Annotated in this window: 18 protein-coding genes; 14 read left to right on the top strand and 4 right to left on the bottom strand. The window is 46.7% G+C overall.

From position 1 onward, the window contains the following. Nucleotides 1-19: 19 nt before the first annotated feature. Entirely contained in the window at nucleotides 20-586 is a 567-nt protein-coding gene (locus tag QP794_RS29195) for a nitroreductase family protein (protein WP_285080203.1), read from the top strand. Nucleotides 587-608: 22 nt separating this feature from the next. Here the strand turns inward: QP794_RS29195 and QP794_RS29190 are convergent, their stop codons facing one another. After that, entirely contained in the window at nucleotides 609-2,066 is a 1,458-nt protein-coding gene (locus QP794_RS29190) for a 4-hydroxyphenylacetate 3-hydroxylase family protein (protein WP_285080202.1), read from the bottom strand. A gap of 204 nt (nucleotides 2,067-2,270) precedes the next feature. Then, nucleotides 2,271-2,423, bottom strand: coding sequence for a DUF1540 domain-containing protein (locus QP794_RS29185; RefSeq protein WP_285080201.1), 153 nt, complete (start codon nucleotides 2,421-2,423; stop codon nucleotides 2,271-2,273). A gap of 375 nt (nucleotides 2,424-2,798) precedes the next feature. Between QP794_RS29185 and QP794_RS29180 the strand changes: the two genes are divergently transcribed. Beyond that, a complete protein-coding gene (locus QP794_RS29180) occupies nucleotides 2,799-3,611 on the top strand; it encodes an AAA family ATPase (RefSeq protein WP_079349344.1) in 813 nt (270 codons plus the stop codon). A gap of 161 nt (nucleotides 3,612-3,772) precedes the next feature. Here QP794_RS29180 and QP794_RS29175 read toward each other — a convergent pair whose 3' ends face one another. Both QP794_RS29175 and QP794_RS29170 read right to left on the bottom strand, forming a co-directional pair. Next, on the bottom strand, nucleotides 3,773-5,236 hold the full coding sequence (locus tag QP794_RS29175) for a HAMP domain-containing sensor histidine kinase (RefSeq protein ID WP_285080200.1): 1,464 nt from the start codon (nucleotides 5,234-5,236) through the stop codon (nucleotides 3,773-3,775). Then, nucleotides 5,221-5,907 carry a response regulator transcription factor gene (locus tag QP794_RS29170; RefSeq protein ID WP_024630560.1) on the bottom strand — a complete coding sequence of 229 codons (687 nt, stop codon included), beginning with the start codon at nucleotides 5,905-5,907 and terminating at the stop codon, nucleotides 5,221-5,223. The genes QP794_RS29175 and QP794_RS29170 overlap by 16 nt, the downstream gene beginning before the upstream one ends. A gap of 190 nt (nucleotides 5,908-6,097) precedes the next feature. On the opposite strand from QP794_RS29170, the gene QP794_RS29165 reads away from it, so the two are divergent. The 12 genes from QP794_RS29165 to QP794_RS29110 all read left to right on the top strand — a co-directional run bounded on the left by QP794_RS29165 (nucleotide 6,098) and on the right by QP794_RS29110 (nucleotide 22,119). Then, entirely contained in the window at nucleotides 6,098-6,817 is a 720-nt protein-coding gene (locus tag QP794_RS29165) for a YceI family protein (RefSeq protein ID WP_285080199.1), read from the top strand. Between the two features lie 245 nt (nucleotides 6,818-7,062). Continuing rightward, complete coding sequence (locus QP794_RS29160) at nucleotides 7,063-11,427, top strand: glycosyl hydrolase 53 family protein (RefSeq protein ID WP_285080198.1); 4,365 nt, start codon at nucleotides 7,063-7,065, stop codon at nucleotides 11,425-11,427. A 162-nt stretch (nucleotides 11,428-11,589) separates the two neighbouring features. Further along, nucleotides 11,590-12,606 (top strand): iron-hydroxamate ABC transporter substrate-binding protein, encoded by a 1,017-nt coding sequence (locus tag QP794_RS29155; RefSeq protein ID WP_483311969.1) that lies wholly within the window; start codon nucleotides 11,590-11,592, stop codon nucleotides 12,604-12,606. A gap of 270 nt (nucleotides 12,607-12,876) precedes the next feature. Continuing rightward, nucleotides 12,877-13,917, top strand: coding sequence for an SPFH domain-containing protein (locus QP794_RS29150; RefSeq protein ID WP_094937026.1), 1,041 nt, complete (start codon nucleotides 12,877-12,879; stop codon nucleotides 13,915-13,917). Then, nucleotides 13,914-15,017 carry a diacylglycerol kinase catalytic domain-containing protein gene (locus tag QP794_RS29145; protein ID WP_285080196.1) on the top strand — a complete coding sequence of 368 codons (1,104 nt, stop codon included), beginning with the start codon at nucleotides 13,914-13,916 and terminating at the stop codon, nucleotides 15,015-15,017. Before QP794_RS29150 ends, QP794_RS29145 begins: the two co-directional genes overlap by 4 nt. 80 nt (nucleotides 15,018-15,097) lie before the next feature. Then, complete coding sequence (locus tag QP794_RS29140; RefSeq protein WP_285080195.1) at nucleotides 15,098-15,811, top strand: response regulator transcription factor; 714 nt, start codon at nucleotides 15,098-15,100, stop codon at nucleotides 15,809-15,811. Beyond that, nucleotides 15,808-16,797, top strand: a complete 990-nt coding sequence (locus QP794_RS29135; RefSeq protein WP_285080194.1) for a sensor histidine kinase — start codon at nucleotides 15,808-15,810, stop codon at nucleotides 16,795-16,797. Before QP794_RS29140 ends, QP794_RS29135 begins: the two co-directional genes overlap by 4 nt. A gap of 181 nt (nucleotides 16,798-16,978) precedes the next feature. Next, nucleotides 16,979-17,749, top strand: a complete 771-nt coding sequence (locus QP794_RS29130; RefSeq protein WP_285080193.1) for an ABC transporter ATP-binding protein — start codon at nucleotides 16,979-16,981, stop codon at nucleotides 17,747-17,749. Then, complete coding sequence (locus QP794_RS29125; protein WP_285080192.1) at nucleotides 17,724-19,673, top strand: ABC transporter permease; 1,950 nt, start codon at nucleotides 17,724-17,726, stop codon at nucleotides 19,671-19,673. The genes QP794_RS29130 and QP794_RS29125 overlap by 26 nt, the downstream gene beginning before the upstream one ends. Before the next feature lie 114 nt (nucleotides 19,674-19,787). After that, on the top strand, nucleotides 19,788-20,519 hold the full coding sequence (locus tag QP794_RS29120; protein WP_285080191.1) for a ZIP family metal transporter: 732 nt from the start codon (nucleotides 19,788-19,790) through the stop codon (nucleotides 20,517-20,519). Between the two features lie 392 nt (nucleotides 20,520-20,911). Then, complete coding sequence (locus QP794_RS29115) at nucleotides 20,912-21,562, top strand: hypothetical protein (protein ID WP_285080190.1); 651 nt, start codon at nucleotides 20,912-20,914, stop codon at nucleotides 21,560-21,562. Continuing rightward, nucleotides 21,559-22,119, top strand: a complete 561-nt coding sequence (locus tag QP794_RS29110; RefSeq protein ID WP_285080189.1) for a hypothetical protein — start codon at nucleotides 21,559-21,561, stop codon at nucleotides 22,117-22,119. Before QP794_RS29115 ends, QP794_RS29110 begins: the two co-directional genes overlap by 4 nt. Nucleotides 22,120-22,132: the final 13 nt, after the last annotated feature.

Genomic DNA, 22,132 nt, shown 5'->3' with positions numbered 1-22,132 from the left:
TTCAAGGGAGGGATAAGCCATGTCTACCGGTTTGAGACAAGATGCAGCAAGCGGCAAGAAACGTACAGGAACTTGTGAATTCAGCCCGTTGCCCGTGCCACAGTCGGTTATAAGACAGTTGCTGGATGAAGCAGATCCATCTTTATATGTGATGAGTTCAGAGCCTTGGCGGTTTATGTTGTTCGCCAGTGAAGGACGTCAACTGTATCTGGAGGCGGTCAGACAGAGTTATCCACCACATTTGGCAGATCGTTACGGGGACTGGGCTACATATCAATATACCGAAGCTATCCCGGCACATCTGGTTGTCGTCGCCCCTTCAAGTGCGAGGGAGGACCATTTAATGCCTGCAAAAGCCTGGAGCAAACGTTTTTGCATCCTGGCAGCGGAGCAAGGCTTGAATGCTGTCTGGAAGATCAATGACTATCAACAGCATCCCGTGTTTATGAATTTGATGGGTTTAACGAGTGAGGAAAAGGTATTGGGAGTATTCCACATCGGTTACGGAGACCAGTCTGCACTTCGGGATACGGATGCAGGCAGACCAGCCTCTGAACTGATGACGGTCTACGACCATCTGGTTTGAATGAGGGAATCCTCCCTCATTCTTATTTGCCGGTCTTGGAAATAAAATTACGAACGAGCTGACGATACGATTGATCTGCAGAGTATGCTGAATAAATCCGGTTCGACACGGTGATCGTGTTGCCAAAAAAGAATCGTTCGAACTGGGTCTGTCTGCCTCCAAATGATCCTGCTCCAAGCTCCCAGATCAGGCGGAACAATGCGGTGCGTTCCTGGGATACCATGTCGGTTCCTCTTAGGTAGATATCCAGCTGCGGCGCGATATCAGAGCGGAATTCTTCTTCCTGAGGCACCATAATTACGCCGCTGGAACCTAAGAGCTGCAGGATTTCAATCATCTCGGGATACAGCTTGGGGAACAAAAGGTTTGCTGCCATTAATGGTTTGGGGGCAGGTACAATAAATCCCCGTCCATCTGTTATAGCACCGGCTTCTGCTGCCAGAGCCAGTGCTTTTAACGTTTCAAGGCCGGCGAGTACTCTGGCTGTTTTCTCTATCACATGAGTTTCGGCTGCTTGGTCAAGCGTATCCACGAGTAACTGAATGGTACCCAGAACAAATTCCGTTTTGGCAATATATCGGCATATGACCTGATGTCCCGCGTGAATGTGAAAATTGCTACCGCTAAAAAGCCGACCGGAAACTTCTTCATTACCAGCGAAAAATATTCGCTCATGAGGAACTAGCACATGATCAAAAATGACGATGTTGTCCATCTCTTCATATCTGGAGCTGAGTGGATAGTTGAAATTGGATTCGGCTGCGTAGGTATCCCGACAGATGAGACTGATGCCGGGCAGGTCATTCGGTACAGCAAAGGCAAATGAAAACGGATTTTCATCGTCGAACGGTGCTGGTGAAGGGGAAGGATACACCAGTATTTCGTCTGACGTGGCGGCCTGAGTCGCCATCATGAATGCACCATTGATGATCAGACCTTCTTCAGTGCGATCCACCACTTTTGCAGCAATGGAATCTTCGGTCGCATCCAACTGTCCTGAAATTTTACTGGCATGAGGCTGAATGAAAGCATGGGAGAGGGTAATGTCATTATCCCGGCAGTAGGCATAGTAGTTTTTCAAATTTTCGGCGTATTGTGGTGATACTTCTTCAAGAATAGCTGCTCCGGTATAAAAGGCCATGATCGCTGTGTTCATATAGTCGGGTGATCGTCCCAGAAACCCATGATGTGTTCCTGACCAGATGCTCATTGCTTCTCGACGTCTGCGCAGATCATCCACGCTGGTTGGTGGCAAAAAGGATATGCCTACGGGTTTTCCATCAGCTGGGGACGCATAAGTCATCGTGTCGATAAAATTGGGATCGGACTGAAGATCATACAGTTTGGCTTGTGTATCCATCAAACCTGCAAACGCAAAATGTTCAGAACGTTTTCCGGTAACAAGCTCCCCTTTGTACCAGCAGGGAACAGTCTGGGCATCGATACGTTCAATATACTGTTTGCCACTTTTTACGGGCATCGTTACTCACCTCTATGATCTATTCGTTCATGGGCAGTTTGACTGCTCTCGTAGTGTACGTTAATAGTCAGTCCAATGTGCATGAAGAGAGGGGAGTTCAGATTTTGCAGAAAAGAGCTTGATAATAATTATCATTCTTGTTACAATAGCAAAAGAAAAAGGAACCGCGAAGGCTCCTTTAACTTGTACAATATGAATTTCTTCTTATTTTACTTCAAATGTTTTGCAATCCGTTTCAGCGGATTTACTTACTTTTTTGGAACTGTGACTCACGATGTAGATTGAAGAAGCATTGCATTTGTTTTCTTGAGCCCAGTGACGACAGGAATTAACCTCACATAATACGTCTTTTGCCATGATTGTTAACCTCAATTCGATTGGATTACATTCGTTGGTATAAAGAACATCCGGAAATGACAAGTTGCCGCTTGTAAATCTGGAAAAATTTTGTGCTCTCTCACGTAAATGGAGGGCTTTTTTGCGTTATACACAACGATGCATATTTAGAATAGCAAATTTTTCTGCTGTAAGCAACAAATTGGACGACCTTGCCAAAACAATGATGGACGAGCCATGATAACTTTGCAAATAGGCTGTCATATGTTATGATTTAATAGTAAAAATTACGATTAAAATAAGTGTTAAAATATGTTTTAAGTATGATGAGAATGAATTGATGGGGTTTAATTTGGGATGACTCCCTGAAACATAGAAGAAGGAGAACGATCAACGATGAGCAAAACGAACCATATAAACCGGATTCCACGTGCAAAGGGCATCGATATGGCCGCTTTTTATTCACCGAAAGAGTGCGGACGAAAGGCAAAGCATATTGTATTCTCCGCAGATAATGAACGAGTGGTTGAAGAGTTTATTACCATTCTCGGTATGAAAGAGCAGTTTGCAGAGCACGATGTACCAATGCCGAACAAAATGGTAATGTTTGGTCCTCCGGGTACAGGCAAAACATTAACTGCCTTCCATCTTGCACACCGACTTCAGCTTCCGCTGGTTCTTGTAAGGCTCGATGCTATTATTCACAGCCATCTTGGGGAAACGGGAAGCAATGTTCGTAAATTGTTTGAATATGCACGGGTTAACCCCTGTGTGCTGTTCCTTGATGAATTTGATGCCGTTGGGCGTACACGTGAAAGCAATGATGAGGTTAAAGAGATGGCTCGTGTTGTTAATACACTGCTGCAATGCCTGGACGAATTCGAAGGAGAAAGTATTCTTGTTGCCGCGACCAACCTGGAGACACAGCTAGATCAGGCGATTTGGCGGCGATTTGATACCAAAATGACCTACGGGATGCCGGATGAGTCGAGCCGTAGATTATATATCAGCAAGCTGATGGGGCAGTTTGAACAGGAGAGCCGAATGGAAGATTACACATGTGAACGCCTCACAGGATGCAGTTATGCGGATGTAGAGCAGATTGTCTTAAAAGCAAAACGGAAAGCGATTATTGCGAGTAGTCCGTTGCATGAGCAACTCATTGATGACGCATATGCAGAATATATGCCGCGTGTACTGACCACATAGTATGCTTATATGAATATCAGTTACTGTCATCACATATCGAATAGCCCGGTTCCCATGAAGGAATGCCGGGCTATTTGATATTTCAGCGTGTTACAATAACTATCTGCCTTTGGTTCTTTGGCATCTGAAGAAAGCTCGCTTATGACATGTGTATCGTGGTGCTACGCATTTGCCGCTGCGCGGTAAAGTGGTTCTATCTCTGGTTTTTCCGGACCCGACCAACGTGGCACGGCTAAGGTGAACAGACTGCCCTCGGGACTGCTGGAAATCAGGGTTAAATCCCCTCCTTGGGCTCGAGCAAGCAGGCGGCTATAGGTCAGTCCCAAACCTAGCCCGCGGGTACGGCGTTTTTTAATCTCGCCACGATAGAAACGTTCGAAGATCTTGGGTTGATCTTCTTTGGAGATACCCGTACCGTTATCCTGTACATCAACAAACAGCTTGTCCGCCTCCGCACGCAAACGGATATGAAAGACGGCAGCTTGGTCGGAAGCTGCGGCTTGGAGCCCGTTATTGAGCAGGTTGACCATGATCTGCTGAATCCGAAGTGCATCACCGATGGTATAAAGCGTACCCGGAGGTATATGCAATTCGATCTCGGGAGACTTGTCCTCATAAGCGATTTTCCACTGATAGACAATCTCACCCACCAGCAAATTAAGATCTATACGTTCCCGGCGAACAGCAACACTTCCTGCGCTCATCGCATTATAATCAAGCAGGTCAGCGACCATGCGTTCCATCCGTTCGGATTCTTTGAGTGCAATGTCCAGAAATTCCTTTGCTTCTTCGGGACTGACGATATCATCCCGAACAGCCATTACAAGTCCTTTAATGGAAGTTACCGGTGTCTTCAATTCATGGGTTACCCCAGCAAGCGACAGGGCGCGCCATTCCTCCAACTGCTGCAAACGAATGGACATTTCGCGAAAGGATTCAACGAGTTCATTCATCTCCCGTTCCCGTGTGTTCAGATCCAAATTGACTTCATAATTACCGTTTCGGATCTGCTCTGCGGCATGAGCGACTTGGCGAATAGGCCTGGAGAGCTTGCGGGACAGGAGGTAGATCGTAAACCAACCACACAGGATTAATGCAACGAACAGGATGCACACCACCAGCATCGTTTCCGGATTGTATGCAATGGACTTTTTGGATTGCATGACCCACACTTTACCGAGCGTTTGATCGTCATGCGTTACGTTAACCGTCACCCCGGCAAATTTTTTGTTTCGGGGTTCACCCATATCGTCTGACAATCGGTTATACACATCCTGCTGCGTCATTTTCGGTTTGGAATAAATTAATTGGTTATTATTGTCCAGCACCATAATACAAAAGTAATTGTCCGTATTGAAAAGTTTGGTACGCTTGTCCACCAGCCTGTCGAGATCCGGAGGGACATGAATTTTATTCTCGGCTCCAGCTACCTTCTCGGCGATTTCCAGTCCCAGCAGTTGGGCCGTTTTGAGACCTTTCTCAATGGAGGTCGTTCGGATCCAGTAGAGTGCCCCTACAACAATAATGGTGAAACCGATGCATAGGATTAAAAAATATCGAAGCGTCCAGTAGGACAGAATGGATGTTTTACGTTTTGGCGTATTTCCTTTTAGTTGGCGATCCAAAATTGATACCCCATTCCCCGTAAAGTCCGAATTTCTCCTGTTTCCGGCAACCAGTGGGATAGTGCCTGACGCAGCCGTTTGATCGACAGGTCCACAGCCCGGTCACTTCCGTCATAGTCCATGCCCCAGACCTGCTCAATGAGATGATCCCGTGTAAATGTACGGTTAGGATATTCTGACAGGAACAGGAGCAGGGACAAATCTCGTGGTGTCAGGGCAACCTCTGCTCCGTTCAAAAGTACCTGTTTGGCAGCCAGATCAATAACCAGATTGCCAAAATAACGTTTGCCTTCACCACCAGCTGTCCAGTGTGGATTGCGGCGAAGTACAGCATTGACGCGGGCTACGACCTCCTCAGGCACAAAGGGTTTGCTCATATAATCGTCAGCACCGGCATTCAGACCGTTCAGACGGTCCTGAATATCATCCAGTGCGGTTAGCATGATGACGGGACAAGCACTTTTTTCACGAATCATTCGCAGCAGATCCCAACCGTCCATTCCAGGCAGCATCACATCCAGCAAGACCAGGGAAGGAACATCCGAATCAAATAGAGTTAGAGCAGTGGGCCCATCCGCTGCATGGCGAACGTCGAATCCCGCTTTTCGAAGATAGGCAGCCAGCACTCGGGCGATCGCCTGCTCGTCTTCGACGATGAGTATGGATTTCAAGAAGGTGTCTCCTTTCACTTCAGAAGCTTGTGTACTGATTTTACATGAGCGGAAGCACAATGCCAATGAGGCAATTATTTTCAGAAAAAATGCGTTGTACGTCATTTCTTGACGTCATCCTGACACATTGGGCTGTTAAGATGCTGATACATAACCAACTTATACAGTTACCCATTGGAGGAGAATAGAGATGAACAAAAAGACAAAAACATGGATGATCTCAGGTGCGGCAGCAATCGTCATTCTTGGGGGCGGAGGTTATTATTTCGCAAACAGTTACCTGGGCAACAACGTCGAGATTGAGCAGGTGCTTCCTGCCAGCACCGCCGCGTCCACAACGGAAGCAGGATCGGACAGTGGCACAAGCGTATCCAGCAAAACAGCCGCAGCAGAGCAATTGAATGGAGACTGGAGCATCAGCGAAGGTTCGAAAGTATATTTCTCCGTAACGACATCCCGGGAGACGGTTAATTTTGCGGACGAGCAGGTCAGCGGTAACCTAACCCTTAATGTAGACGATGCATCCCAGATGAAAGCGGATGGACAGATTGAGATGAGTGCCATTGATTCAGGTAATAGCCAGCGGGATGCACATGTGAAAGAAGCTGATTTCTTCGATGTTTCCACCTATCCACAAGCTACATTTACCGCTACCTCATTTGAAGGTGTGCCAACGGAATGGCCGGCAGGCCAGACAGTGGATTTTAAGATGAACGGAACCCTTATGGTAAAAGGGATTGAGAAAGGGGCTACATTTGACGTAAAAGCCGCTTATGAAAATGACCAGGTACTGTTGTCCGCCACAACAATGGTTACCTTTGAAGATTTTGGTATGGAAAATCCACATTCGGTAGTTCTTTCTACTGAAAATGACATTCAGGTACAACTGGAACTGAAGCTCAGCAAATAAGCATTTGAACATATAAGACTCGAATCTGTTCCAATCCGCCGGTGTGGTGGAGGGGACAGATTTTTTATGTTAAGAATGGGAATCGATCCGCGTTGAGCAAGGAATTACCAATCAATCTGTTAAAATAACTGCTGTTTCCTTGGGATAATACCGTGTCCTCGTTTATTGTAAAGCGCTTACAATGATAATGATTTACAACATTCATTGTTTAACTTGAACCAAACACGATAAGGGGGAGATTAAGCATGCATAAAAGATACATAAGCGGCTGTCTCGTATTACTGATGTTGTTCTGTGATCTGGGTCTGATGGCTCGACCAGCGGCAGCAGCGAAGGTAAACGTTGCACTGGGCAAGACGGTAACAGTCCGCTCGGAGGATCTGCAGTGGGGGGGCAATAAAGAGAACGCAGTGGATGGCAAAGACAATACGAAATGGAGTGCGGACAGTCCTACATCAGTGGATCAACCGCACTGGATGATGGTCGATTTGGGAGCTTCATACCATCTTTCCGGCGCGGAAATAACGTGGAAGGATGCAAATGAGGTGGTGAAGTTTTTGGTTGAAGTTTCGGAGGATGGAAATACCTGGACTTCAGTAGCGGATCAAACGACTAACGAAACGCCCCAGAGTGTAGCCAATCTGGATTTTCAGGCAGACGCAGTTCGGTACGTAAAGGTCACGATTCCTTATTATGCGGGTACTGACTGGTGGCCTGGCATTTCCGAGCTGCAAATCTGGGGCGAGAAAGAGGTACGTGACCCGGCAGATATCAAAAGTTACGATGCAGTCAACGTATCTACCGTAACTCGGAGCGCGCCTGTTTTGCCTACTGAAGTCACGGCACATTACCAGAACGGTAAATCGGGCCTTGTCCCTGTCAAATGGGAGGTAATTGACCCATCACAGTATGCTTCGGCAGTTAACTTCACTGTAACAGGAGCCGTCTACGGAGCATCGGTTCAACCGGTAGCTACCGTTACGGTGGAAGGATATCGCAGTGATTTTGTCAGAGGGGTGGATATTTCCACGTTAACCGCCATTGAGGATAATGGAGGCTACTATCTGGATAGTAATGGGGCAGAACGCGATCTGCTTGATATTCTCAAAGACCGTGGCGTGAACTATGTGCGGCTTCGTCTGTGGAATGATCCACAGAAATCAAATGGATACAACGACAAGGACGATGTGATTCGTCTGGCTCAGCGGGTAAAAGAGAAAGGCATGAAGATCCTGCTGGATTTCCATTATTCCGATGAGTGGGCACATCCCGGTCAACAGCTTCGTCCCAAGGCCTGGGAAAACCTCTCGTTCGAAGAATTGAAGACGGCGGTGTATGAATACACGCGGGAAGTGGTAGGTGAAATGAAGGATGCGGGAGCCATGCCCGACATGGTACAGATTGGTAATGAAATCAACAGCGGTGTGTTAAACGGATTGAATAGTAAAGTCAATTTTGATGAAAACGTGGCATTGCTTCAGAGTGGTGTTAATGGCGTGCGCGATGTCCCTGGAGGAAATCAGGTTCAAATTATGATCCATCTGGCTGAAGGGGGCAAAGCCGATACATTTGACTGGTATTTCGGCGAATTGGAGGATAAGGGACTGCAGTACGATATTATCGGTCTTTCCTATTATCCCTTCTGGCACGGAACATTCGCAGATGTGCGCAAAACGATGAATGAGGTATCCGCGAAATATGGAAAAGAAGTCATTATTGCTGAGACGTCATATCCATTCTCGTATAAAAACGGGGACGCGCACGGCAATATTATTGGCAACCCGGAAACGCTGAATGTGGGAGGTGCTACCTTCCCGGCAACCGTACAGGGACAATATGATGCGATTGCAGGCATCATGGACATGATTTCTCAAGTTCCGAATCAGAAGGGAGCGGGTTTCTTCTATTGGGAGCCTGCATGGATTGCGGCCGATGTAGGCTGGATCGCTTCCGAGGGAGACGCATGGGAGAATCACGCCATGTTCGATTATGACGAATACCCGGCGAATGGCGGTTACTCGTATGAAGGGCGTGCTCTGCCATCGCTGGATGTGTACAAACGTGGACTCGACATTCTGCCCGCAGATCGGAAAGAGCTGTCGGCAGCCATTACACGTGCACAGTCACTTGAATCCAGCGATTTCACACCTGAAAGCTGGCCCGCATTAGCTCCTGCCATTGCAGCAGCAGAGAATGTTTACAAGCTGGCTTATACATCAGGTGGTGTGACACAACAGGATACGGATGCTGCGGCGACCAATCTTCATACGGTTATGCAGCAGCTCGACGTTATACCTGCGAACCGGAACGCTCTTGAGGCGATCATTGGAGAAGCCAAAACATACAAGGAAACAGACTGGTCTGCTGCAACATGGGCTGTATTGACCAAGGCTCTTGCTCGGGCAGAACAGGTGATGGCAGATCCAAGATCAACCCAGACCGAGGTGAATACATCAGCAAAACAAGTGGAAGCAGCAATCCAGGGTTTATCCGATGTGGACAAAACCGAGTTGACACAATTCATTGGTGAAACACAACAACTGACCGAATCGTCCTATACACAGCGAAGCTGGGCAAACCTGAAAGCAGCATTGCTATCGGCAATCAAGGTGAGAGACAAGCAGGATGCCAATCAGACCGAGGTGCAAGAGGCTTTGGCTACGCTTCAAAAAGCAAATAACAACCTTATTTTACTGGAAGCATTAACAACAGGCAAAACAGCTACTGCATCAAGTAGTGCAGGTACAGGTGGTGGAGAAGACAACTCGCCTGGGGGTGCAATCGACAGCAATCCGAATACTTCATGGGGAACGGATCAAAGTGTAGGAAGTTGGTGGCAAGTGGATCTTGGAGCGACAGCCGTGATCCGCAAGCTGGAAATGTCCATGTGGAGCGGGGGAATTAAATACAAGATCGAAGTATCCAACGATAATGAGAACTTTGTCAAAGTCGTAGATACAACAAGTGATGTGGTTGTATCCACCAATCCAAGACATATTCTGCCTGCAGGCACGGAGGCGCGTTATATTCGTCTTACTATAACAGCAGGTTCTGAGTGGGTAGGCTTTATGGATTTTGAAGCGTACGGGGTGTTCCCGGCGGACAAATCTGCCCTGGAGACAACAGTGAATTCCGCTGCGAAGCTGCGTCAAAGTGAATATACAGCTGCAAGCTGGAATGTGTTTGCACAGGCATTGTCGTTGGCCCGCTTGCTCATTAATGATGCAGAAGCCAGTGCACAGGAAATTAGTGGCGCGGATACCGCATTGAAAGAAGCAGTTAGCCAGCTTGTACGGCAAGAGTCGACCCCGGGTCAGCCGTCACAGCCCGGTCAACCTGCGCAGCCTTCCACGCCTGGATCATCGCAGAATCAGAATCCTGGCAATTCTTCTGTAACGCCATCTGTTGAAACGGGCAATCCAGGAGAAAGTGGTTCCATTACTTTCAAAGGTACAAGTACGGGATCGGGCACATATGTGATCCAACCTGATATGAAACAGTTGTCTCAATTGATTCAAGGAATGGCAGCAGGGAGCAAAAAGCTAACGTTGATTGCAGATGTTCCCAAGGATTCCAAAGCTGTAACCTTCCAGCTAAATGCCAACCTACTTCAAGAATGGGCACGTATTGAGGCATTACAGTCGCTGGAGCTGACGATGAAACAGACTTCTGTTCGCATCCCACTAAGTTCACTGAAGGATATCCGTAGCGAAGATGTGGCTACAATGGATGTCATTCTGGCAGAAGAATCCACCGCTAATCTGTCTGAAGCACAGAAGAACGCCATCGGTAACCGCAGCGTGATCCGTGTGGATCTGCTGATGAACGGACAGTCGTTGCAGTGGACAGATCGAGCCATTGAAATGGCGATGTCGAATGTGCACTATTCAAATGCAGAAGACGTTGTGCTGGTTATCCAATCCCTTTTGCCAAATGGTGAAATGAAACCAGTAACTTTTACCCAATATGATGAAACGACCAACAGTCTGGCTTTTAAGCCGCTTCAATCAGGCCGTTTTGTGATTACTGAAGTACAGGTGCCTTTAAATGATCTGCAATCTTACTCCTGGGCCATAAAAGAGGTACAGAATCTGTATGGTAAAGGAATCATTTCAGGCATGACAGATACCAAATTCAGTCCGCAAGCAGAACTGACACGAGCACAATTTTTGCAAATGATTATTAAGGGCATTGGAGAATCACGCTTGCCGGATACATCCACTTCATCTCCAATGGATGTGAAGAGTAATCAGTGGTATTCGGATTCCGTACGCCTTGGTCTGGAGATGGGAATTGTACAAGGCAGAGCGGACGGATCATTTGGAGCGAATGAACGTATTTCGCGTGAGGACATGGCAGTGATGTTAAGCCGTGCTATACAGGTGATGAAGCAGGACGCCAGTGCAGTCGTTGATTCGTCGTCCAGAAGTGCAGGATTTCATGACGACGCAGCTATCGCTGCATATGCAAAACAAGCTGTTGCAGCGATGCAGGAGCAAGGCGTGCTTAAAGGAATGGCAGATGGTACATTTGCGCCTAAACAGCATGCAAACCGTGCACAGGGTGCAGTCGCTGTAGCCAGAATGATGGAGCAGATCTATTCACTTTAAGTGTGCACATGATATAGGGATCGGGTCTTTCTGGCTCGGTCTCTATGTTTATGTATACCACATTAAAATGGTAGACAGTTCTTAGCCTATTCTGCTATGATTCAAATGATAATGATTACCATTATCATAATAAGCGTTGAATTATAGGAGGCCGTCATGTTTATTTTTAAATCCAAATCGATTCTGTCCATTTGCACGTTATTCATTGTATTTACGCTTGTTCTTGCGGGCTGCGGAAATACCGGTACAACCAGTAATGAAACGGGGAGCGAATCAGGGCAGACGACTGAGAACCAGGAATCCGCTGGAGCCGATACAGCTCAGAACGAATCAACGGAAAGTGAAACACGTGATTATGAGACGGATAAAGGGACGGTTACCATTCCTGCACATCCGAAGCGCATCGTGACCGACTACTACGGAGGCGAAATTCTGTCTGTAGGCGGTAACCTGATTGGTGTGGAGCCAAGTGCCTTTGATAATCCGTTCATTAAGGACAAGCTCAAAGACACCACAGATGTGGGTTATCCGGTGAACGTGGAAAAGACGCTGGAATTACAGCCTGACTTGATCGTCGTGATGTACGATGATAACTACGAGGAACTGTCCAAAATTGCACCAACCGTGCATATCCCTTACGGCACAGCAACAGATATCTACAAAACAGTCGAGCTGTTTGGTGATCTGATTGGTCAACCGGAGCAGGCGGAGGCGTTTATTGCCGATTATGAGAAAAAGGCGGCAGATGGACGCGAGAAGCTCAAAGGCATTGTGGACGAAAATACAACCGTTGGGTTATACGAGTTGACGGACAAAGGGGATCTATGGATCTTTGGCGACAACGCAGGCCGGGGTGGACAAGTTGTATATAATGCATTGAAACTGAAAATGCCGAGCAAGGTGAGCAAAGACAATCAGACCGTGCAGCTTTCGCTGGAAGTTCTGCCCGAATACGCTACCGATTACATGTTCATGACAGTGTATGATCCTGAGAAAAAAGGTGATGCGCTGAAGGAATTCAAACAGTCCAAAGTATGGAACGGTCTGGATGCCGTGAAGAATCACCGATTCTTCGAGAATGATTTTGACACATTTTATCGATATGATCCGATCGCCATTACAGCCCAGATTGATTTGTTTGTTGATCTGATCACGAAGAGCGCTGAACAAAATAAATAAATAAGTAAGTAAGTAAGTAAGTAAGTAAGTAAGTAACAAGTTGCTTAGTTGCTTACTTCAAATGTTAAGCTAATCACTTATCCCATTATGAGTTGTCATTACTGATTATAATTAGAGAAAATCGACCTGCCTTAAGGCTTCTGCCGGGGGAGGTCTTTTTTTGATGTCAAAAGCTAAAAAAGTTATTAATGTCATATTGACAATATCGCGCCTGTTTGTTATCATTTCGATAATATCATAATGACAATATTAAGAAATGGGGAATGAACGATGTTTGGATTCCGATTTGTGAAGTTTCAACCCAGTGAATATGTAATGAAAGTGAAAAATGGTCAGGTGCAGCGTCAAGGTGTGGGTTTGTCCTTTTACTACTATGAGCCGACAACGTCGGTTGTAGTGTTGCCTGTATCTTCTGTGGATGTACCCTTTATGTTCGAAGAGATTACGGCGGATTATCAGACGGTTACGGTTCAGGGTCAACTGAGCTATCGGATTGTTGATTACATGAAAATCACCCAAAGCTTGAACTACACGTATAATTTGCGCAAGAACAGGTATATCTCCGACGATCCTGGCAAGTTGGATCAACGTGTGATTACGACCGCCAAGGTGCTGACCAAAAAACATCTGGAGCAAATGCCTCTGAAGGAAGCCATTCAATCGAGTGAACGACTGGCCAGCAGCATGAAACGGGAAGTGGTACAGAGTGAGGAACTGGAGAAATTGGGCGTAGAGCTGATGAGTCTGTCCATTCTCGCCATTTTGCCTAATAAAGAGACCATGCGTGCACTGGAAGCACAAGCACGGGAAGAGATTTTGCGTCAGGCCGACGAAGCATTGTATGTACGTCGCAATGCATCCATTGAACAGGAGCGTAAAGTGAAGGAAAACGAACTGAACACGGAAATTGCCGTTGAGACGAAGAAACAGCAGATTCGTGAAACGCAATTGCATGCCGAACGTTCGGTGAAACAGAAACAAAATGAGATGGAGCAGGAACAGCTGCAATTTAATACGGCGATGGAGGAACGGAAGCAGCAGCTCATTGAATTGACGATCGCCAATCAGAATGCCGAAGCGGATGCCAAAGCCTATGAAATTGCTGCCGTGATGAATTCGTTACAGCATGTGGAACCTAGCGTGTTACAGGCGATGGCCAACATGGGTATGAACTCGGATAAACTGATTGCTCTTGCATTCCAGGAGCTGGCTGAGAATGCCGGGAAAATTGGACAGCTTAACATCTCGCCGGATCTGCTGCAAGGATTGATGAATCCACCGACAAGAGAGCAGGGAGGTCGGGCACGATGAGACTTGGGAAGGCAAGCCAGACTGTAGCTGCACACACTGCGGGAAGTGAACCCATGACTGAATACAAGCTGATTCTGGTCAAACGCAGAACAAGGTTGGAAGAATTAGTGGTTCGTTATAATACGGTTCAACAAGCCCAGTTCTATATTGAACGTCTGGGGGCGGACTTCAGTGATTACCTGGAGGAAGATAGACGTTATCATCATTCCGTGCATCAGGCCCAGCAGCAGCTCAGCCAACTGGGTCGGGTTCAGACCATTGATCGGGAACATGTGCCCAACTTTATTTTTGGAGCACAGGACATTGTGGTCGTCGTCGGACAGGACGGTCTGGTTGCCAATACGCTCAAGTATGTGACCGAGCAGCCGCTTATTGGTGTAAATCCTGATCCAATGCGTTGGGATGGGGTATTGCTGCCATTTACGGTGGAGGATCTGAGCTCCATTATTCCCGATGTTATTCGTAAACGTCGCTCTCTGAAAGAGGTGACTCTGTCCAAAGTGGAGTTGAATGATGGGCAGTATCTGTATGGTGTCAACGATCTGTTCATTGGCCGAAAGACGCATGTATCTGCTCGTTATGAAGTTCGTATCGGTTCATCGGTAGAACAACAATCCTCCAGCGGGGTGATTGTATCTACCGGAATGGGATCGACGGGCTGGTTCAAAAGTGTACTCGCAGGTGCTGCCGGGGTCGTGGGCTCGGAAGCGTGGCAGCACATCCAATCGGATGAAGCTTTCACCACCGATAGAGACAGCAGCAGCTTTCATCCAGGCTCCAGACCTAAAGAAAAAGATTATTCAGAAGAACGTAGCCCTGGGACCGCACCTGCACAGGGAAGCATGAGCGGCTTGAATCACTTCGGTTGGGATGCGCCTTATCTGTATTTTACAGTACGTGAGCCCTTCCCCAGCCGGACGACTGCGGCCAATCTGGTGTTTGGACAGATTCATCCGAAACAGCCTTTGCACATGGTTTCCCAGATGCCAGAGGATGGAGTTATTTTTAGTGACGGGGTAGAACAGGACTTTCTCGAATTTAATTCCGGGGTGGAAGCCACCATTGGTTTGGCAGAGAAGCGTGGACGGCTGGTCGTCTGACCTTTATTTCCAAACCGTTTCCGACTAGAATGGTAATCTAGATGTAGAAGATATGTCAGGGAACGGAAAGAGGATTGACGATGCAATCGATATTGTTGGTTGAAGATGATGCGAAGCTCGCAGGATTGTTGGCGGCATATTTGATCCGGAATGGTTTTCAAGTGCAGATCGTAACTGATTTCCGTCATGTACTGGATGAATTTGTACAGATCGGTCCGGATTTGGTGTTAATGGATGTAAATCTGCCTCAGTTTGACGGATATTACTGGTGCAGACAGATCCGCTCGCATTCCATATGTCCCATTCTATTTATTTCGGCTCGTGATAGTGGCATGGATCAGGTTATGGCGCTGGAGCATGGGGCGGATGATTATATTACTAAACCTTTTCAATATGAAGTAGTTCTTGCTAAAGTTCGTAGTCACCTGCGTAGAGCGTACGGGATGTATGCAGCTGTACAACCAGAGATGAAAGTGAAAAACGGCCCTATGATACTGTACCCCGAAAGATATGTGTTGGAGTACGGGGGGCGTTCCATGGAGCTGACACAGAAGGAATCCGTGTTGGTCGAAGCACTGATGGCCAAAGCAGGGCGGGTAGTTAGCCGGGAACGTTTGCTCGAACTGATGTGGGAAGATCAGCATTTTATTGATGATAATACGTTGAATGTGTACATTACACGTGTTCGCCGCAAGCTGAAGGATCTCGGGGCTGAAGAGATTCTGGAAACGGTTCGCGGAGCGGGTTATCGGTTGCTTGATCTGGGGTCAGCTTCCCAGGGGGATCGACAATGAAACTGTTCTTAAGGGATCAGCTGCCCCTCATCGGATTTTATTTGCTGCAATTGCTGCTGGTCCCATGTGTATATTGGCTCTCCGGTGAAGAGCGGCCCATGAGGATTGTTCTTTATGGCATATTGCTCAGTACAGTGGTATTAATCGTATATCTGACCGTACGTTATTTCCAGCTTCACCCATATTATCGTGTGCTCCAGTATCCACAACGGCTGGTACAGGAGCCTCTCCAATCGCTTGGAAGCGCTCCTGTGGCAGAAGCATTACAGGAATTGATGCATGAACTGGAGCGTAACCGTCAGAATGAAATCGGTCAATTGCGCATTCACAATGAGCAGCAGGTTGTGTTCATGAACCGTTGGGTCCATCAAATGAAGACCCCATTATCGATCATTCAGTTGACCCTGGAAGATGTGGAGGATACAACTGCTGGCAGCATTCAGGATGAACTGGATAAAATGCGCAAAGGGTTGGAAATGGTACTTCATTCTTCACGCCTGGAACAGTTCGAGGGGGATTTCCGTGTGGAGCTTCTGTCTCTACCGGAGGTGGTTCGAAGCAGCATCGCTGAGAATCGTCGTCTGTTTATTCGCAGGGGAATTACGCCGGATTTCCGAATGGACGACGACCTTCAAATCTATAGTGACTCCAAATGGTTGCGGTTCATGTTTACCCAGATTTTGACCAATGCTGTCAACTATTCAGCCAGCAAAGCGGGTAAAAAAGTCATAATTACCGCCTATATGAAGGAAGAGCGAATCGTATTGGATATTCAGGATCAGGGGATCGGCATCTCAGCTGAAGATATTCATCGCGTGTTCAATCCTTACTTCACTGGAGAACGGGGGAGACAGTATCACGAATCTACGGGTATGGGACTGTATCTGGTCCGTGAGATCAGTTCACGTCTAGGTAATCAGATTGAATTGTTCTCCAAACCGGATGAAGGAACATTGGTCAGATTCAGCTGGATGAATCGGAAATAGTGGCGCTTTGCCCATGGGCGAGGTGCTTTTTTTATGGATATAGGATTTCTTCATAGAAGGGGAACATAACCTTAAACGCTGTGTAAGGAAAGTTTAAGGTAAATCGATAGCAGGGTTGTGGGAGGTCGTTTAGGATAAGGATATGAAAAACACAGATCGTTCAGTTGGAGGGGAAACACCTATGGAAATGTTGCAAGTTTCAGCACTTAACAAAGTGTATCAGGGCAAAGTGCAGACTCAAGCCCTTAGTGATATTCATCTGACCATCAAGCAGGGTGAATTTGTAGGAATTATGGGACCATCAGGCAGTGGGAAAACGACTTTGCTCAATATGGTTTCGACCATTGATGAGCCAAGCTCAGGCAAGGTGCTAATTAATGGCATGAATCCGTTTGATATGAAAAAGAGAGAACTCGCCATGTTCCGACGTCGGGAACTCGGGTTTGTATTTCAGGATTTCAATCTGCTCGATACCTTGACCGTTGCTGAAAATATAGTATTGCCATTAACGCTGGACAAGGTCAAGCTGAAGGAGATGGAGAGCAGACTCCATCGGATTACGGCTCAGCTTGGAATCGATCACATTCTGGATAAACGCGTCTATGAAATCTCGGGTGGACAACGGCAGCGTACAGCCATTGCCAGAGCCATGATTAATATGCCATCGATTGTACTTGCCGATGAACCGACAGGTGCGCTGGACTCCACGGCATCCCAAGCTGTAATGGAATCGCTGGACCAGATCAATCAAGAAGAGAAAACAACCATAATGCTGGTCACACATGATCCGCTTGCCGCAAGTTATTGCCATCGGATTGTATTTATCAAGGATGGCAAGCTCGCTGCCGAAGTGCATCGCGGAGATAACCGTCAGACGTTCTTCCAACGAATTATTGATACATTATCGTTCTGGGGAGGGAATTCGCATGAGCTTTCCTCAGTTCGCCTTTAACAACATTCGTCGGAACGGGCGAGCATACATCGCCTTTTTTCTAAGCAGTGTATTCATGGTCATGATCTTCTTCGCATATGCCATGTTCATCTATCATCCGTATGTTGAGAAATTACCGATTGGCAAAACCACGGCAGCGGGAATGCAGGTCGCTTCGGTCATCGTCTATGTGTTCGCGATCTTCTTCGTTATGTATTCCATTAGTGCATTTCTGAAATCACGGAATAAGGAATTCGGTATACTGACCATTTTGGGCGCGGAGCCGGGACAGATTCGAAGACTGGTCATTTTGGAGAATATGTTTATCGGATTTCTATCCATTATAGCCGGGATCGGAGGGGGCATGTTATTGTCCAAGCTGTTTCTGATGTTAACCACCCGATTTATCGGTATGGATGATTTGCCTTTTTATTTTCCTGTAAAAGCGATGTTGATAACGGTAATTGCCTTTTTATTATTGTTCTTTTGCATTTCACTGTTCACACTGTTCTTTATCGGGAATAAGCGGGCGCTTGAGCTGTTAACCGGAACGAGCAAGCCCAAAAAAGAACCCAAAGCTTCTTGGGTGTTCTCTATTCTTGGGCTGGCTTTCCTGGTTACGGGATTCATTGCTCTATACAGCAGTTTGTCGAGTAAAAGCATTCTGATCGCTGCTGTGACAGGCATTGCGGGAACATATTTCTTCTACTCGCAGCTCTCTGTGCTCACCATACGGCTGTTGAAGCGTAATCGGAAACGGGTATGGCATGGGACACGCTTGCTGTGGATTTCGGAGATGAGTTACAAAATAAAAGATAATGCACGTATGCTGTTTATGGTAACGGTGGTCATTGCGATTGCTTCCATGAGTGCAGTTGTCATTTTGTCGCTGGATCAGCAGAATCGACAAGTATTTAGAGACAATCATTTTCCAATTCGTTATAACGTGTACAGCGCATCGGAAGAGCCGAACATGGCTCCTGTCAACGAGGTACTTGATGCTGCCGGTCTTCCATACCAGGATGTTTATCTGGAATACTTTTGGACAAGTGCGGATGGAAATGGAATCAGTGTGATGTCTTTGAGTGATTTCAACCAGTTCAACGCAATCCAGAACAAACCGACTTATACTCTTGCACCCCATACCGGCATATTCATCGATTCCCGTAATATGGAGAAGCCTCGTCAACAGGAACGGTTCCATGCCTATGCCAAGGGCGATCAGTTAACGCTGGATACGTACTCAGAGCCTGCTAAGATCGATATTAGGTACACTGAAGTTGAACCGGAATTCAACGGACTTTTATATGCATCAGCCCTAGTTATTGTAAATGATGAAGAGTTTAATGCTCTTGCCGGACAAATGGACAAAGATGCAATTTCCGGTAAATACCTTTATCATATCCCTTCTTGGGGGGAAACCGTGCCCGATCGGCAATCATCTGAAGCAATGGTAAGCGATCGGCTGGAGGGCATGGATGAGATCATTAGAAATAGCTCTAATAATAAAGACTTTTCCGGCTTTTTCACGACGCGATATGCTGACTTTGAAGAATTCAGACAGACGACGGCGCTCTTTACCTTTCTGGGCATTTTCATCGGATTGATCTTCTCGATCTCCTCAGCCAGCTTTCTGTATTTCAGACTGCATACGGATCTTGAAGCAGATGGGAAAATGGTGCATTCTCTCTCGAAAATGGGTCTTAGCTTTCAAGAGATGAAACGATCATCGACGATCCAGATTGCGATTCTCTTTTTCTTCCCGATTCTGATCTCGATCATCGAAACCCTTGTTGTGGTTAAACCGTTCTTGAAGGAATTCGGTATCACGGAATATACGGTGCCTGTGTTAACCGTGTTTGGTGCGTTTCTGCTCGCGCAGACCTTCTATTTCTTCGTTATTCGTTCAAGATATATTTCTTCACTACGTAAAATGATGGTTTAGTGTTAGCGTTTTTTTATTGTTTTTCATTACACCGGTGATGTCCCTGTTTTTGTTCTGTATGCTCCGGTTAATGGAGTGATAGATCATATATGAACATGAGAGGGGTCATCCCGGATGTGGACTGCATTCATGTGGGGCGGCATCTCCGCCTCGGCTGTTGTTATTGGAGCACTTGCTGCGCTTTTTCTAAAAATTCCCAAACGAGTGATAGGCTGGATCATGGCTTTTGGTACAGGCACCCTGATTGGTGCGGCCGCATTTGAACTGATTGGAGACGCTCTGAATGATGGGGGGATTGTGCCGACAGCGATTGGATTTACTTCAGGGGCCGTCGTGTACACCGTGTTCGATTTGCTCATTTCCAGTAAAGGGGGAGCCGGTCGCAAGCGTTCGGCAAGCCCCGGGAAGGGAGATTCCAACCAGAGTGGACTTGGCATTTTTGCAGGGACGGTCATGGATGCCATTCCCGAATCGATTATGCTTGGAGCCAGTTTGCTCGCCGGAAATGGTGTTAGTGTGGTGCTGGTTGTATCTATTTTTGTCAGTAATATTCCTGAGGGTCTGTCCAGTACGGTTGGACTGCAACGCAATAAATACTCCCGCTCCAGGATTATTCTCTTGTGGTTAGGCGTACTGATCATCTCTGCACTCGCAGCCTTGGGAGGGTATCTGTTTCTGGAGCAGCTGCCTGATGAGATGGCCGCGGCTATCGGGGCATTTGCCGGAGGAGGCATCATTGCGATGATTTGCTCCACAATGATGCCTGAAGCGTTCGAAGAAGGAGGACCCGTCGTAGGTTTTATTGCTTCAATGGGACTGCTTGTATCCCTTTTGCTTGACATTTGATCGCGTGGGTTGGAATAGTGAATAGGAGTGCCTTCCGGATGAGGATCTGGAGTAAGGTGCTCCTTTTTACGTTGCATTTCCTTGTGCTAAGCACTGGAGTTACATATAATTTTAGGTAGAACAACTGGGAAATGTTGAGTGGTTGCTTTCAGCGATGGCCAGCATACAGGGGAAAGGCAGGGATTAAAATGAAACGTTTCGAAGATGAAGGGGCTTATAAATACAGCTTCTACGCTGTTCTTCGCCAAATATACCTTAGAAGACTGCTTCCCATACCATCCCTGCGTATATCAAGAACGCCAAGAACAGAGAGCTGGTTGTCCGCACGTTGACCAAACTTCAGCACACGACAGGATGAACCGGTAGAACAGGGGTCGCTAAGGAGGATGATCATGAAATTTCGTATAAAGGTTACTATATTTGCAGTAATTATAGGCACGTTACTCATTCCGGCTTATTTCATTTTACAGACGTATGGTGTGTTTCAAAAAGAGAAGGTACTCTCTGACTATGCTCTCGCTGTCGATGTGAATGGGAAATCCTATGAAGCCTGGCCGCTCATCAACAGTTACGCTGCCATGGATAAGGAGGAAGACAACAGGCAGTTATATTATCGTGTAGATATGAATCATATCCAATACCTTTTTCACATCGCTTATCAGGAGTTTGATATTAAACCCAGTGAAGACAATCCCTATCTGGCTGGGACGATCCGCTATCAATCCACGGAAAACGAATATGTAAAAACCGAGAAGCAATATACCAATGCCAAAGATTATACAACGGTGTTGAATTTTTATAATCAGGACAAAGAGGTGATTTATACGTATCCAAATACCGGAAAAGGGGATGGACAGCTGGTACAATCGATTATTCATCAGGGAATGAGTCGTTCCAGCAATGGGGGCAGTGAAGCTGCTCGTGATCCGTATATCAACGTTACGGCTTTGTTCCATGATAAGTTAGACATGGATGTGAAGCTGGATGTGGATGAAGAACATAAAGTCGTAACCATTCGAATGAATAAAGCGGGGGCGAGATGATGAATTTGTTAGGTGTACATAAAGGACCTACATATTTGGAAGGGTTGGTTCGGGGAATACCGGATGTTCAGACGCATGAAGTGGAATGGAAAGGCAAGTTGCAAACACGGGATGGACATGACAAGTTCCATATTTTTTATTATGGTGACTTAACCGAAGATGATCTGATAACCTGGCAGGATTCGACACCACTCATTGTATATGCGGAGCACACCGTAACAGGAGAACGCTACTTACTTATCGATTCAGCCAAACACGGTTATGATGCGATGTTGTGTGAGACATATCCGGAGGAAGACCTTAATAACAGGCCGCTACGCCCCTATTTGGACGTCGAAGGAGAAGATATTTTTGAAGTACAGCTCACGGCCTTTTATAACGTGCCGTGGGATGAGGAGTTCGGGGAAGATGTGGACGAAGACGGAACCTACGAATTGATTACGGGAGAGAGTATGGATTTTGAGCAGGTGAAACGTGATGGTTATGATGCATTTGCCATTAGCATTATAAACCGCAAGGGTGTAGTGACCGAAATTGTACAGGAAGAACTGGCTTAACCTGATTGAATTG

It is taken from the genome of Paenibacillus sp. UMB7766-LJ446, from assembly GCF_030226665.1.
Lineage (GTDB): Bacteria > Bacillota > Bacilli > Paenibacillales > Paenibacillaceae > Paenibacillus > Paenibacillus vandeheii.
This window is presented reverse-complemented; position numbering and strand designations above follow the sequence as displayed.

Coding starts and splice junctions, on each gene's coding strand:
- QP794_RS29110 (WP_285080189.1), top strand. CDS start 21,559: ATGATGAATTTGTTAGGTGTACATAAAGGACCTACATATTTGGAAGGG.
- QP794_RS29125 (WP_285080192.1), top strand. CDS start 17,724: ATGAGCTTTCCTCAGTTCGCCTTTAACAACATTCGTCGGAACGGGCGA.
- QP794_RS29135 (WP_285080194.1), top strand. CDS start 15,808: ATGAAACTGTTCTTAAGGGATCAGCTGCCCCTCATCGGATTTTATTTG.
- QP794_RS29180 (WP_079349344.1), top strand. CDS start 2,799: ATGAGCAAAACGAACCATATAAACCGGATTCCACGTGCAAAGGGCATC.
- QP794_RS29140 (WP_285080195.1), top strand. CDS start 15,098: ATGCAATCGATATTGTTGGTTGAAGATGATGCGAAGCTCGCAGGATTG.
- QP794_RS29195 (WP_285080203.1), top strand. CDS start 20: ATGTCTACCGGTTTGAGACAAGATGCAGCAAGCGGCAAGAAACGTACA.
- QP794_RS29160 (WP_285080198.1), top strand. CDS start 7,063: ATGCATAAAAGATACATAAGCGGCTGTCTCGTATTACTGATGTTGTTC.
- QP794_RS29120 (WP_285080191.1), top strand. CDS start 19,788: ATGTGGACTGCATTCATGTGGGGCGGCATCTCCGCCTCGGCTGTTGTT.
- QP794_RS29145 (WP_285080196.1), top strand. CDS start 13,914: ATGAGACTTGGGAAGGCAAGCCAGACTGTAGCTGCACACACTGCGGGA.
- QP794_RS29185 (WP_285080201.1), bottom strand. CDS start 2,423: ATGGCAAAAGACGTATTATGTGAGGTTAATTCCTGTCGTCACTGGGCT.
- QP794_RS29190 (WP_285080202.1), bottom strand. CDS start 2,066: ATGCCCGTAAAAAGTGGCAAACAGTATATTGAACGTATCGATGCCCAG.
- QP794_RS29150 (WP_094937026.1), top strand. CDS start 12,877: ATGTTTGGATTCCGATTTGTGAAGTTTCAACCCAGTGAATATGTAATG.
- QP794_RS29130 (WP_285080193.1), top strand. CDS start 16,979: ATGGAAATGTTGCAAGTTTCAGCACTTAACAAAGTGTATCAGGGCAAA.
- QP794_RS29115 (WP_285080190.1), top strand. CDS start 20,912: ATGAAATTTCGTATAAAGGTTACTATATTTGCAGTAATTATAGGCACG.
- QP794_RS29165 (WP_285080199.1), top strand. CDS start 6,098: ATGAACAAAAAGACAAAAACATGGATGATCTCAGGTGCGGCAGCAATC.